Origin of the sequence: Stenotrophomonas sp. (assembly GCF_035634915.1) — a bacterium.
Lineage (GTDB): Bacteria > Pseudomonadota > Gammaproteobacteria > Xanthomonadales > Xanthomonadaceae > Stenotrophomonas.
The window spans coordinates 23,049-35,896 of the sequence record NZ_DASQCB010000014.1 but is presented as its reverse complement, the minus strand read 5'-3'; the positions used below and the strand labels follow the sequence as shown (position 1 = coordinate 35,896).

General features: G+C 67.3%; 16 protein-coding genes. 2 read left to right on the top strand and 14 right to left on the bottom strand.

The genetic code is table 11. The features are described 5' to 3' along the window. Positions 1 to 8 precede the first annotated feature (8 nt). The 8 genes from VER16_RS11620 to VER16_RS11585 all read right to left on the bottom strand — a co-directional run bounded on the left by VER16_RS11620 (position 9) and on the right by VER16_RS11585 (position 5,926). A complete protein-coding gene (locus VER16_RS11620) occupies positions 9 to 278 on the bottom strand; it encodes a hypothetical protein (RefSeq protein ID WP_324808280.1) in 270 nt (89 codons plus the stop codon). Positions 279 to 454: 176 nt separating this feature from the next. Continuing rightward, complete coding sequence (locus tag VER16_RS11615) at positions 455 to 1,723, bottom strand: NAD(P)/FAD-dependent oxidoreductase (protein WP_324808278.1); 1,269 nt, start codon at positions 1,721 to 1,723, stop codon at positions 455 to 457. Between the two features lie 82 nt (positions 1,724 to 1,805). Then, the gene (locus tag VER16_RS11610; protein ID WP_005410590.1) at positions 1,806 to 2,012 is read right to left on the bottom strand and encodes a cold-shock protein; all 207 of its coding nucleotides are present in this window, start codon (positions 2,010 to 2,012) and stop codon (positions 1,806 to 1,808) included. Between the two features lie 86 nt (positions 2,013 to 2,098). Then, entirely contained in the window at positions 2,099 to 2,845 is a 747-nt protein-coding gene (locus VER16_RS11605) for an S-methyl-5'-thioinosine phosphorylase (RefSeq protein ID WP_324808276.1), read from the bottom strand. A 91-nt stretch (positions 2,846 to 2,936) separates the two neighbouring features. Continuing rightward, positions 2,937 to 3,491 (bottom strand): hypoxanthine-guanine phosphoribosyltransferase, encoded by a 555-nt coding sequence (locus VER16_RS11600; RefSeq protein WP_079222740.1) that lies wholly within the window; start codon positions 3,489 to 3,491, stop codon positions 2,937 to 2,939. Continuing rightward, positions 3,491 to 4,498 (bottom strand): beta-N-acetylhexosaminidase, encoded by a 1,008-nt coding sequence (gene nagZ / locus VER16_RS11595; protein ID WP_324808273.1) that lies wholly within the window; start codon positions 4,496 to 4,498, stop codon positions 3,491 to 3,493. Before nagZ ends, VER16_RS11600 begins: the two co-directional genes overlap by 1 nt. Before the next feature lie 159 nt (positions 4,499 to 4,657). Continuing rightward, positions 4,658 to 5,344 carry a DsbA family oxidoreductase gene (locus VER16_RS11590; RefSeq protein ID WP_324808272.1) on the bottom strand — a complete coding sequence of 229 codons (687 nt, stop codon included), beginning with the start codon at positions 5,342 to 5,344 and terminating at the stop codon, positions 4,658 to 4,660. Between the two features lie 96 nt (positions 5,345 to 5,440). Continuing rightward, on the bottom strand, positions 5,441 to 5,926 hold the full coding sequence (locus VER16_RS11585; RefSeq protein ID WP_324808271.1) for a CYTH domain-containing protein: 486 nt from the start codon (positions 5,924 to 5,926) through the stop codon (positions 5,441 to 5,443). A 92-nt stretch (positions 5,927 to 6,018) separates the two neighbouring features. On the opposite strand from VER16_RS11585, the gene VER16_RS11580 reads away from it, so the two are divergent. After that, on the top strand, positions 6,019 to 6,612 hold the full coding sequence (locus VER16_RS11580) for a hypothetical protein (protein WP_324808268.1): 594 nt from the start codon (positions 6,019 to 6,021) through the stop codon (positions 6,610 to 6,612). A gap of 1 nt (position 6,613) precedes the next feature. On the opposite strand, the gene rlmD is transcribed toward VER16_RS11580, so the two are convergent. Next, positions 6,614 to 7,948, bottom strand: a complete 1,335-nt coding sequence (rlmD, locus tag VER16_RS11575) for a 23S rRNA (uracil(1939)-C(5))-methyltransferase RlmD (protein WP_324808266.1) — start codon at positions 7,946 to 7,948, stop codon at positions 6,614 to 6,616. A 128-nt stretch (positions 7,949 to 8,076) separates the two neighbouring features. On the opposite strand from rlmD, the gene VER16_RS11570 reads away from it, so the two are divergent. After that, complete coding sequence (locus tag VER16_RS11570; protein ID WP_324808414.1) at positions 8,077 to 8,799, top strand: response regulator; 723 nt, start codon at positions 8,077 to 8,079, stop codon at positions 8,797 to 8,799. A 483-nt stretch (positions 8,800 to 9,282) separates the two neighbouring features. Here VER16_RS11570 and recO read toward each other — a convergent pair whose 3' ends face one another. From recO to lepB, 5 genes are read right to left on the bottom strand one after another with little or no spacing between them, the layout of a single operon-like run. Then, entirely contained in the window at positions 9,283 to 10,002 is a 720-nt protein-coding gene (recO, locus tag VER16_RS11565) for a DNA repair protein RecO (RefSeq protein ID WP_324808265.1), read from the bottom strand. Between the two features lie 18 nt (positions 10,003 to 10,020). After that, on the bottom strand, positions 10,021 to 10,917 hold the full coding sequence (gene era, locus VER16_RS11560) for a GTPase Era (RefSeq protein WP_108765895.1): 897 nt from the start codon (positions 10,915 to 10,917) through the stop codon (positions 10,021 to 10,023). After that, positions 10,914 to 11,594, bottom strand: coding sequence for a ribonuclease III (gene rnc, locus VER16_RS11555; RefSeq protein WP_324808262.1), 681 nt, complete (start codon positions 11,592 to 11,594; stop codon positions 10,914 to 10,916). The genes era and rnc overlap by 4 nt, the downstream gene beginning before the upstream one ends. Further along, on the bottom strand, positions 11,584 to 11,967 hold the full coding sequence (locus tag VER16_RS11550; RefSeq protein ID WP_324808261.1) for a DUF4845 domain-containing protein: 384 nt from the start codon (positions 11,965 to 11,967) through the stop codon (positions 11,584 to 11,586). Before VER16_RS11550 ends, rnc begins: the two co-directional genes overlap by 11 nt. A gap of 33 nt (positions 11,968 to 12,000) precedes the next feature. Next, positions 12,001 to 12,795 (bottom strand): signal peptidase I, encoded by a 795-nt coding sequence (gene lepB / locus VER16_RS11545; RefSeq protein ID WP_324808260.1) that lies wholly within the window; start codon positions 12,793 to 12,795, stop codon positions 12,001 to 12,003. Positions 12,796 to 12,848 lie beyond the last annotated feature (53 nt).

Genomic DNA, 12,848 nt, shown 5'->3' with positions numbered 1-12,848 from the left:
CAACGGATTCAGGCCGGGCGCGCGAGCAGCTCCGGCATCACCTGGAAATCTGCGCTGCGCTCGCTGCTGTGGCGTGGCAGTGCCTGGATGGCGACCAGCATTTCCCGCGCGCAGGTACGGATGCGCGCATGGTGCGCCGGTGCCGAATGGCTGATCAGGCTGCCCACATGGAACTCGAAGACATCTTCCAGGACGTCGGGCTGGTCCTCGTGGAGCATCTGCAGCAGGCCCCTCAGCTTGCAGATTTCCGATTCCAGCTCATCGACCGCGAACAACATGGCATCCTCCTCGAATACTGCGGCGCATCCGGGCCGCAACAGGCCGCGACGGCGGTGCCGCCCGGCCACGCGCGATAGTCGATCACGGAAAGGAAAACGGGCGACGCGCCAATGGCGTGCTCCCTCTTCTCGCATATCCGGGGTGATGTGTTCGTTAATTGCCGTGACGAAGCGGTTCAGGCACGCAGCGGAATCGGGCTGATCGGCAGGCCTGCCGGGGCCTGTGCAAGCGCGTCGATGAAAGCCGGATCCAGCGGCATCGCACCGAACCAGCCGTGCTGGGTGCCACTGAGCACGCGCAGCATGTGGCCACGCCCGCCGGGCATGCGTCCCATCGGGCCGAGCAGCACATCGCGCGCCTTGGCCCACACATCGCGGTCGGACTGGAACAACGGCGTCAGCCAGCGGCTCCAGCGCTGGTAGACCGCCACGTGTGCGCGGCGCTGCGCCTGGTAGGCCTGCAACGCGCCCTCACCGCCTCCGTGCGTGCGCAGCGCATCGCGCAGGGCCAGCGCATCCAGCAGGGCCATGTTGACGCCCTGCCCCAGCTGCGGGCTCATCGCATGGGCCGCGTCGCCGGCGAGCACCAGGCGGCCCTGATGCCAGCGCTTCATCACCGCATCGCGATAGACCGCGCGGGCCAGCTGGCCGGCATCCTGCAGATGGGCGAAGCGTGCACTGGCCTGCGGCCACAGCGCATGCAGTTCTTCCAGCCACGGTGCCATGCCATCGGCCTGCCAGCGTTCGAAATCATCGCGCGGCAGGCTCCAGAAGAAACTCAGGCGCGGCGTGGTGTCACCCGGACAGGTACCGACCGGCAGCAGGCCGATCATTTTGCGCGCGGCCACGTAGCGCTGGCGCAGTTCGCTCATGTGCGGCCAGTCTTCCGCCGGCAGCAGGCACCACAGCGCACCCCACGGGTAGACCCGGTCCAGCGCGATGCCCTGCTCGACGCCGCTGCGCAGCGTGGACGCCGCACCATCGGCAGCCACCACCAGGTCGAACGGGCCGTGCGTGCGTCCTTCGCTGTCGCGCAGGCGGCCTTGCGCGGCATCCACCGAAACAATGGGAGTGCCGACATGCAGCTGGCCGGCGCCTTCGCGTGCCTGGTCCAGCAGTGAGAACAGCGCCCCGCGCTGCATGCCCAGCCCATGCAGGCGTGCATCCAGGCCGGCATAGCCCATGTCCATCACCGCGCGCTCGCAGGGGGTATCGCCATACAGGCGGTGTACCGGTGCCGCATGCGCACGCACCGCATCCAGCAGGCCCATCTGCCACAGCACCTGCAGGCCGCTGGGCTGCAGGAGGAAACCGGCGCCGACCGGGCCGGGCGTGGGCACCCGTTCGAAGATCTCCACCGCATGCCCATCACGGGTGAGCAGGATGGCCAATGCCTGGCCGGCGGTGCCGTAGCCGATCACGGCGATGCGCAGTCGTTCCTTCATGCCCGCATTGTGCCCGGCAGCCGATGCCGTGCGCAAAAAAAAACCCCGCCGGAGCGGGGTTTTCAACGCACTGTCGAGTGGATCACTCGGCCGGCGTGATGTTCGAAGCCTGGGCACCCTTCGGGCCCTGGGTCACGTCATAGGTGACACGCTGGCCTTCCTGCAGGCTGCGGAAGCCCTTGGAGTTGATGGCGGAGAAGTGCGCGAACACGTCGGCGCTGCCATCCTCCGGCGAGATGAAGCCAAATCCCTTGGCGTCGTTGAACCACTTGACGGTACCGTTCGGCATGAAATGCGAGACCTTTGCAATGAATGGGTGGTGTACGCTGAACCCGCGTACCGGCTGAGTATGCAAAGCTTGCCCGAGGATGACAATCACCCCCGCGCCAATTCGCCGACCAGTTCCGGAAGTCCGTTGCTGGCGGCCTGCACATTGGCCAGCACTTCGGCCATGGTGATCTCCTCGCCGTCACCGCAGCCTGCGGCCCAGTTCGCCACGATCGCCAGGCAGGCGTAATCCAGCCCCAGCTCCCGCGCCAGCGCGGCTTCCGGCATGCCGGTCATGCCCACCAGATCGCAGCCGTCACGGCGCATGCGGGCGATTTCGGCGATGGTTTCCAGGCGCGGGCCCTGGGTGGCGCCGTAGCAGCCGCCGTCGTGCACCTTCACACCGGTCACCTTCGCTGCGGCCAGGATTTTGCTGCGCAGCATCGGCGTGTAGGGGTGGCCGAAGTCCACATGTACCACGTCGGTGCCCTCTTCTTCACAGATGGTGCTGATGCGGCCCCAGGTGTAATCGATTACCTGGTCCGGGCAGGCCAGCACGCGCGGACCGAAATCATCACCGATGCCGCCCACGGTGTTCAGCGCCAGCACCCGCTGCGCGCCGATCTGCTGCAGCGCGGCCAGGTTGGCGCGGTAGTTGATCTTGTGCGGCGGCAGCGAATGGCCCTCGCCATGGCGCGCCAGGAACGCCACGCGGTGGCCGAGCAGCGTGCCCACGCGCACCGGGCCGGACGGGCGACCAAAACGGGTCTCGACCTCGTGCGTCTGCACGTCGTCAAGCTTGGCCAGGTTGTAGACACCGGTACCGCCAATAACGGCCAGGGCAATCTGTTGCATGCAAAGCACTCCAGGAAAGACAAACGCCGGCACCCGAAGATGCCGGCGCAGGACAGGACAGGGACAAGAACAGGCCGCGGACGGCCTGCCGTTATTCCTTCATCGCGTAGATGGCCGGCACGCAGCGCAGGGTTTCGTTGACGTCCATGCCGAAGCCGAAGACATAACGGTCAGGCAGTTCGATGCCGGCGTAGTCAGCGGTGACGTCCGGCAGGCCACGGTCGTGCTTCTTCACGGTCATCGCGGCGATGCGCACGTCGGTGGCGCCCTGTTCCAGGCACCAGGTACGCACGCCCTGCAGGGTGTAGCCCTCGTCGAGGATGTCGTCGACCAGCAGCACGCGGCGGCCGAACAGCGCGGTGGCCGGCTTGTGCTTCCATACCAGGTCGCCGCCGGTGGTTTCACCGCGGTAGCGGGTGGCATGCAGGTAATCGAACTGCACGTCCTGGCCGCGCGCGCCCAGTTCCAGCGCCAGCTGGCCGGCGAACGGCAGCGCGCCGTGCATGATGGACAGGAACAGCGGGACCTCGCCCTCGTAGTCGCGTGCGATCGCGTCGGCGATGCTGGCGATGGCCTTGTCGATGGTGGGACGGTCGACCAGCAGGTCGGCCTGGGCCAGGGCCTGGGAAATGGTGAGGTTCGGCATCAGACGGTTCTTCCAAGGGTGTGGAGCAAACGGGATTGGGTGTCGCCATGGCGGGTATCGGCCAGCAGGCCATCCCAGCCAAGCGCGCCGCGGCCAAGCAGGCCCAGCAGCGCAGCGGTATTGAGGGAACGGCCCTGCACCGCGTGCAGGGCTTCATCGACCAGTTCGGGGTGGCAGACCAGCACCACGTCGCAGCCGGCATCCAGGTGCGCGTGCACGCGGGCGGGCACGCCACCGGCGCTGTGCGAGGCGGCCATGCCGATGTCGTCGGAAAACACCACGCCGCGGAAGCCCAGCTCGCCGCGCAGGATGTCCTGGATCCAGCGCGGCGAATAGCCGGCCGGTTCGGCCGCCACCTGCGGGTAGATCACGTGCGCCATCATCACCGCATCGGCACCGGCAGCGATGCCGGCACTGAACGGGACCAGGTCCTGCGCGCGCAGTTCATCCAGCCCGCGCGGGTCGATGGCGGTATCGACGTGGGTATCTTCCAGCACGGTGCCGTGGCCGGGGAAATGCTTGAGGGTGGCGGCCATGCCGGTGGCGTGCATGCCGCGCACGTAGGCGGCGGTGAACGCTGCCACCACCTGCGGGTCTTCGCTGAAGGCACGGTTGCCGATGGCGCGGTTGCCGCGGCCGAGGTCGACCACCGGGGCGAAGCTGAGGTCCAGGCCACTGGCGCGCACCTCGCTGGCCATCAGCCAGGCGTGCTGTTCGGCCAGGGCCAGGGCCTGTTGCGGGTCACGGGCGTACAGTGCACCGATGTCCTGCAGCGGCGGCAGATCGCTGTAGCCTTCACGGAAGCGCTGCACACGGCCGCCTTCCTGGTCCACGCAGATCAACTGTGGACGCGGGGCGGCGGCGCGGATGGCCGCGCTCAGATCGGTGACCTGCTGGCGCGAGGCGAAGTTGCGCTTGAACAGCACCACCCCGGCCACGGCATCGTGCTGCAGCCAGTCGCGTTCCTGGGCGGTCAGTTCAGTGCCGGCAACGCCGATCAGCAGCATGGTCGATCTCCACTACGGGCGCCCGCATGGCGCAGTGCCGCATTGTCGCAGAACCGGCCGGCAGGCGCAGTGTTCGGGGCAATTGGAGGTGGGGGTCAGAGCCCCTGCGGGGATCTGACCCGGGGTCGGATCCCCAAAGGGGCTCCGACCCCAGCTGGCTTAGACCTTGCAGCCGTCCGGGCCGCAGGCCTCGTCACCGGCAGCGGCGGCGCCCTGCTCGGCGGCGATCTGGCGCAGCGCGTTGGCGAAGGCTTCGGGCGGCTGTGCACCGGAAATGGCCCAGCGGCCGTCGATGACGAAGGTCGGCACCGAGGAAATGCCCAGTGCGTGGGCCTGGGCCAGCTTGGCGTCCACTTCGGCCAGACCGCGGCCGGATGTCAGCATCTGTTCAATCTCGGCGCCGTCCAGGCCACCGGCCACGCCGGCCTTCACCAGCACGGCGGTGTCGGCCAGGTTCTGGCCATGCTCGAAGTGGGCACGGAACAGCGCCTCGCCCACCGCGTCCTGCACTCCGTGTTCGCCGGCCAGCCACAGCACGCGGTGCGCCGGCAGCGTGGTCACCCGCACCTGGCCTTGGCTGAAGTCCATCGGCAGGCCTTCGGCCCGCGCGGTGGTCTGGGTCTGGCCGAGGATCTGCTCGGTACGTTCGGCACCGCCGAACTTGGCCGCATAGGCCTGGCGCAGCGGCACCGGGGTTTCACCAGCGTCAGGATCCAGCTGGAACGGCTGCCATTGGATGTCGAGTTCAGGCGCATCGGCGCCCAGCAACTGCACACCCTGCTCGAATCGATGCTTGCCGATCCAGCACCAGGGGCAGACCACGTCGGAGTAGATATCGATCTTCATCCCGTCCACATGGGGACCGCCGCCAGCGAAAAAAGGGGACGGAGGGGATCAATTGGATTAATCCCCTGCGTCCCCTTTGCGCGCCCCCTTTTCAGTTCACCACTGTGAATACGGGTGGCTGGCGAGGGCGACGTTGTAGTAGCGGGTGTCGTCGGTCACTTCGGCACCGGCCCAGTCCGGCAGGTCGATGGCCTGGTCGGCGCTGTCCAGCTCGACTTCGGCCACCACCAGCCCGGCGTTGTCGCCGAGGAATTCATCCACTTCCCAGGTCAGGCCGGCGTGCTCGACCAGGTGCCGGCGCTTGTCGATCAGCCCGCCCACGCACAGGGCAAGCAGCTCACGCGCGTCCTGCACCGGGATCGGGTAATCGAACTCCTGGCGGGTGTGGCCGATGGTGCGCGATTTCAGGTTCAGCGCGGCATGGTCGCCTTCGATGCGCACCCGCACCGAGGCATTCTGGGTGCCGCGGTCGAGCGACCCCATGTCGTTGATATAGCCCTGCGCCATCGGAATCACCGTGTGCGCGGCGGCACGCCAGCCATCGTGGGTGACGAGGAATTTGCGTTCGATTTCTATGCCCATGCCCGCATTATGCGCGATCGCTGTGACCACGCCGGTACGGCACCTGGCGCGGAGGCCTACAATGGCGCCCCCTCCTGCATGGATGCCGGTCGATGCGTCGTCTCCTGTTCCTGATGTACTGCTGCCCACCTGCGCTGGCCCTGGCAGCCCCCTTCCCCGATCTGCAACAGGTGCAGGCCGCGCTGGCCGCAGAAATGGATGCCGGACTGCAGGGCAGGAGCACGGGCACCCAGGTCGCCGCTGCGATGTTCGCACCGCGCTTGAATGCCCTTCCCTGGTGCGTGCCGGCCGAGGACGGCGCGGTCGACTGCAGCGTCGGCTACGAGCGGGGCATCCAGCAGCGCCACCGGATGATGCGGCTGTCGCCACAGGGCGATGCCTGGCGGCTGCAGTCGACGCGGCTGCAGCCGCCACAGCCGGCCCTGGAAGCGCTGTCGCCACAACTGCAGGCCCGCATCGAAGAAGCCGTTGCCGCCGGTGCCGACGCGTCGGAACGCGAAGGACTGCGCGCGGATTTCGATGGCATGCGCCTGACCGCTGTGGACGGCTGTGACCTGGCCCAGGCCAGCGGCCAGCTGCAGTGCGATCTGCTGCTGGCCTTTGACAGCGGCCGCGATGGCCGGATCAGGGTGGGGCTGCAGCGGGCCGGCGACCAGTGGCGCCTGGACCCGCTGCCGCTGAACTGACTCAGCGCTTCTCGAACACCGCGATGCTTTCCACATGCGCGGTGTGCGGGAACATGTCCATCGCACCAGCGCTGACCAGGGTGAAGCCCTGCTCGTTGACCAGGTAACCGGCATCGCGGGCCAGCGAGCCCGGGTGGCAGCTGACATAGACGATGCGCTTGAACTGCTTCAGCGGCAGCTGCTGCAGCACTTCGATGGCGCCCGAACGCGGCGGGTCCAGCAGCAGCTTGTCGAAGCCCTGGCGCATCCAGGAGGTGCTGCGCTGGTCCTGGGTGAGGTCGGCACTGAAGAACTGTGCGTTGGCCAGGCCGTTGCGCTCGGCGTTCTCGCGGGCACGCGCGACCAGGCCGGCGTCGCCTTCCACACCGACGACCTCACGCACGCGGCGGGCCAGCGGCAGGGTGAAGTTGCCCAGGCCGCAGAACAGGTCGAGCACGCGCTCGTCCTCGCCCGGCGCAAGCAGGTCCAGGGCGTGAGCGATCATCTTTTCGTTGAGCTTGGCGTTGACCTGGATGAAGTCCAGCGGACGGAACGCCAGCTCCACATCCCACGGCGCCAGCCGGAACGACAGCGGCACGCCCTGCCCGTCCAGCGGATGCACGGTGTCCACGCCGCCCGGCTGCAGGTAGATGGCGAACCCGTGCTGCTGGCCGAAGGCGGTCCAGGCCTCACGATCGGCATCGCTGAGCGGCTGCAGGTGGCGCACGGTCAGGGCGATGGCGTTGTCGCCACCGATGAACTCGATCTGCGGGATGTCGCGTTTGCCATCCAGCGATTCGATGAAGGTCGACAGCGCCTCGACCTTGGTACCGATTTCCGGGATCACGGTCAGGCACTGGCTGAGATCGGCCACGAAGCGCGGATCCTGTTCGCGGAAGCCGACCAGGGTCTTGTCCTTCTTCTCGACGCGGCGCACCGAGAAGCGGCCCTTGCGGCGGTAGCCCCAGCTGTCGCCGACCAGCGGCGGCAGCACGGTGCCGGGCTTCACATGGCCGATGCGCTCCAGGTTGTCCATCAGCACGCGCTGCTTGGCGACAATCTGCTGGTCTTCGTCCAGATGCTGCAGCACGCAGCCGGCGCAGGTACCGAAGTGCGGGCACTTCGGCGTCACCCGCTGCGGCGAGGCCTGCAGCACCTCCACGGTACGCGCCTCGTCGAAATGGCGGCTGCGGGCGGTCTGTTCAGCCATCACCACTTCGCCCGGCAGGGCGCCACTGACGAAGGTGACCTTGCCGCCCTCGCCTTCACGGCGGGCGACGCCACGACCATCATGGCTGAGGTCGAGGATCTCGGTCTGGAACGGAGTACGGTCGATGCGGGAGCGGGATCGGGCCACGTGGCAACAGGCTGCGGGCAAAAATGGGTGCGTATTGTCGCAGATCCGGAACGAGGGGGCCCCATGGCCGCTTGCGCCCGCTGCCCGCGTGCTTGATGATGGACGCAGCTGACATGGAGGCAGCCCTGATGCAGATGACCCCGCGGGCCAGCCGGCCACGCTTCCTGCTTGTCGAGGATGACATCATCAGCCGCGGTTTTTTCAAGGCGGCGTTGGAAACGTTACCGGCGGATGTGGACACCGCTGACTCACTTGCAAGTGCCTTGGCCCGCGCCGAGCCCGGCGCCCATGACCTGTGGCTGATCGACGTCAACCTGCCCGATGGCAATGGCGCGCAGCTGCTGCATGAGTTGCGCCGCTCGCATCCGGACACTCCTGCCCTGGCCCACACCGCCGATGGCGACGTGAGCATCCACGCGCGCCTGCGCGAGGCCGGCTTCAGCGACACCCTGGTGAAGCCACTGGGCCGCGACCAGCTGTTGAAGGCGGTACGCCGCGCACTGGTCAACAGTCCTGCCGGTGCGACCCCGCCGCCAGCGGCGATCGAGCTGGCGGTGGAAGACTGGGACGAGACGGCGGCACTGGCGGCGCTCAATGGCCAGCGCAGCCACCTGATCGCCCTGCGCGAGCTGTTCCTGGCCGAGCTGCCGGGCGTGCGTGATGCGGTGGAACAGGCGGTGGAGCAGCACGATGCGTCGAGCCTGCGCAACCAGTTGCACCGGCTGCAGGCCAGTTGCGGCTTCGTGGGTGCGGCGCGGTTGGCGCGCGCGGTGCGGCAGCTGCATCACGCGCCGGAGTCGGTGCCGGCGCAGGCCGGGTTCCGGGCGGCGGTGGCAGCGCTCCTGCACTGAGGGACGGTTCGGCAGGGCTGCGCCCTGCACCTGCCGAAGCTAGAGCCAGAGCAACGTCAAAAGCCTGCATTCCGTGGGATGGCGGGGCACTGTGGGTTTGCGGGGACGCCGTAAACCCACAGTGCCCCGCCTTCGATAGTTGGCCGGTGGCCAGTAGATCCACGCCATGCGTGGATGAAACTCGATTGGAATCGAATATCTCGAATCGAATTCGAAAACCATCCACGCATGGCGTGGATCTACTGTCGACCAAGGTCGACACCTACCAGAGCAGATTGCCGTTCTGACAGATCGCGGGAAGCTGTCGAAGGCGGGGTGGGTCCGGTTGAGGGGGCGTGAGCCGCATGGATGCGGCGACCGAGCTTACATGGACGTACTTGCAGCGTCCCCCTCAACCGGACCCACCCCGCCATCCCAGGGATAGCCCGCTTTTGCCGTTGACGTTAAGCAGGTGCAGGGCTGCAGGCCCTGCCGAACACCCCCTTACCTCCGGGGCGTGAGCTGCTCGAGGAGTTCCCAGGATTTGAGGCCTTTGGCCCCCAGATGGTGGGCCAGCACGCGCCGCATCGGCAGGCGCAGGCTGGCCAGATCTGTCGCATTTGGCTCATCGTCCGCCGCCAGCGCCAGCAGCGCCGAGCCCGTGGCCGCCGCCCGGCGCTCGCCGCCGCGCTCGCTCAACAGCCGTAGCGGCCCCTCCTGCGGATCCAGTTCATAGCGTGCGGCCGGGTCCACCGGCTGGCCGTCGCTGGCCGTGTCCAGTTCGAATCCCAGCCCCAGCGCCGCCAGCAGCTCACGCTCGAAACGCCGCAGCGTCCAGGCCAGGCCCGCGCCCACGGCCAGCCGCGCGCGCGCCTCGCCATAGGCCAGGTACAGCTCCGGCAGCGGGTCCTGGCGCGGGGCCAGGCGCAGGGTCAGTTCACTCAGGTAGAAACCGGCCAGCATCGCCTGGCCAGCCAGGCGCGGGGCTGCATCCAGTGCCTCGGCACCGCGCAGCTGGGCCAGTTCACCGCGCTGCAGGGCACTGAAACGTATCCACTGCAGCGGCTGCAGGGCCGCACGCAGCACCTGGCCCTTGGCCGTGGACACCCCGCGCGCCAGCAGGCCGATGCGGCCGTGCTGGGCACTCAGTACTTCGACCAGCAGGCTGGTCTCGCGGTAGGCCCGTGCATGCAGCACGAACCCGGTGTCGTCCTCGATCAGCATCGAAGCGACTGCCGTGGCTTATTCGTAGCCGAAGGCCTTCAGTGCGGCCTCGTCATCGGACCAGCCTTCACGCACGCGCACCCAGGTTTCCAGGAACACCTTGGCCCCGAACAGACGTTCCATCTGCAGGCGGGACTTGGCACCGATCTCCTTCAGGCGGGCACCGCCCTTGCCGATGACGATGGCCTTCTGGCCTTCGCGCTCGACCCAGATGACCGCGCCGATGCGCAGCAGGTTGCCGTCTTCGGTGAAGCGCTCGATCTCCACCGTGGTGGCGTACGGCAGCTCCTCGCCGAGCTGGCGCATCAGCTGTTCACGTACCAGCTCGCCAGCCAGGAAGCGCTGGCTGCGGTCGGTGATCTCGTCCTCGCCGAACATCGGCGGGGCTTCCGGCAGCAGGGCCAGCACGTCGCGGACCAGGGCGTCCAGGCCGTTGCGCTTCTGCGCCGAAATGGGGTGCACGGCCGAGAAATCGCGGCCTTCGGTCACCTGCTGCAGGAACGGCAGCAGCGCGCCCTTGTCCTTCAGGCGGTCGATCTTGTTGACCACCAGCACCACCGGGATGCCGGCGTCGCGCAGCACGTTGAAGGCCAGGCTGTCCTCTTCGTCCCAACGGCCGGCTTCGATCACCAGCAGGCCGGCGTCGACGCCTTCCAGCGAGCCACGCGCGGCGCGGTTCATCACCCGGTTCATCGCCCGCTTCTGCACCTTGTGCAGGCCGGGGGTGTCGACCAGCACCAGCTGGCCTTCCGGGTAGGTGGCGATGCCCAGCAGGCGATGGCGCGTGGTCTGCGGCCGGTTGGACACGATGCTGACCTTGGCGCCGACCAGGGCGTTGGTCAGGGTCGACTTGCCCACGTTCGGGCGGCCGATGACGGCCACGCTGCCGCAATGATGGGGGGTTTGTTCGCTCACTTGGAATCCAGTTGTTCTAGGACGGCAGCAGCCGCTTGTTGTTCGGCAAGCCGGCGCGAGGGGCCTTCACCCTCGATGCTGGCGGCAGGGTCGGCGACGTTGCAGCGTACCCGGAAGTGCTTGGCGTGGTCGTCACCGGATTCTGACACCAGTTCGTACTGCGGCAATGCCTTCTGTCGGGCCTGCAACCATTCCTGCAGGCGGGTCTTGGGGTCCTTCTCCGGCCGGCCGGTGGCCGGCAGGGCGTCCATCGAGGCAGCGAACCAGGGCATCACCACCGTCCGGCAGGCCTCGAAGCCCGCATCCAGGTAGATCGCGGCCACCACCGCCTCCAGGGCGTCGGCCAGGATCGAGTCGCGACGGTGGCCGCCGGACTTCATTTCGCCGGCGCCCAGGGTCAGCCGCTCGCCCAGTTCCAGCGTCCGGGCGATCACGGCCAGGGACCCTTCGCGCACCAGTTCGGCGCGGGCGCGGGTCATGGCGCCCTCGTCGGCCTTGGGCCAGCGCTGGTACAGCGCCTGGGCGACCATCATGTTGACGATGCTGTCACCGAGGAATTCCAGGCGCTCGTTATGCGGCGCGCCGGCACTGCGATGGGTCAGCGCCTGCTTGAGCAGGGCTGGATCGCTGAAAGCGTGACCGATCAGGTCACTACGTTGGATGAATTTACTGGGCACCGCTACGAACGAGGTCCTGGGATGATTCGAACTTGCCGACCACGTCGAGGTTGCCCACCAGCGGGCGACGCACTTCGTAGTTGACGTTGAGGGTCCAGCCGTTGTCACGACGGTTGAACTTGACGTTGGACGGCTTCACGTTGTCCGAGTAGTTGATGTACAGGCGCTTGAAGAACAGATCCTGGATCTGCGCCGGGGCCATGGTGCCCACCCCGGGCTCGTTGGCCAGGCTCTTCATTGCCGAGCGCACGGCGTAGTACTCCTGGTACATCGGGAACAGCTTCATGCCGATGTAAAGGAAGAAACCCACCACGATCAGGACCACCAGGAAGGAGGTCAAGGTCATGCCGCGCTGCGTGTTCATCGTCTTCATTGCGTTCTCCCCAGATACGCGTGGAATGTGAAGTCAGTTGATGCCCGAGCCGATCCGCGACGGCTGGAAGCCATCCTTGCAGAACCAGCCTTGGCAGTTGAGCCAGATCAGGAAAGCACGGCCGCGCAGGTTCTCTTCCGGCAACAGCCCCCAGAAGCGGCCGTCATCGCTGTTGTCGCGATTGTCGCCCATCACCAAGTATTTGCCAGCCGGCACGGTCCACTGGCCCTGGCCGCGCGGGTAGTCGGTCTCCAGCACGGTGTGGGTACGGCCCGGCAGGTGCTCGACCAACAGGTTGGCGCCCTCGCCCTGGCCCTTGTCGCCGGCGTAGATGCCCTTGTTGTCGTACTTCAGCGGCTCGCCATTGAGGATGACGCTGTCGCCCTCGAAGACCACGGTGTCGCCCGGCACGCCGATGACGCGCTTGATGAAGTTCTCGCCCTTGGCCGGATCGTTGTCGCCGTGGCCGGGGAAGTGGAACACCACCACGTCACCCCGTGCCGGCTCGCCCAGCGGGACGAACTTGGTATTGGTGATGGGCAGGCGCAGGCCATAGGAGAACTTGTTGACCAGGATGAAATCACCGATCAGCAGGTTCGGCATCATCGAGCTGGACGGGATCTTGTACGGCTCGGCGATGAAGCTGCGCACGATCAGCACCACCACCAGCACCGGGAAGAATGCGCGTGAGTAGTCCACCAGCACCGGCTCGGTATCGAGCAGGCCTGCGCGCTGGGCGCGGCGCTTGGCCAGGTACAGCTTGTCCGCCAGCAGGATCAGGCCCGAGGCCAGGGTCAGTACGACCAGGAGGATCTCAAACACTTTCATTCAGGGTCCTTTGCAACGTCACCGGACGAACGGCCCCGGAAGGGCCGCTGCGG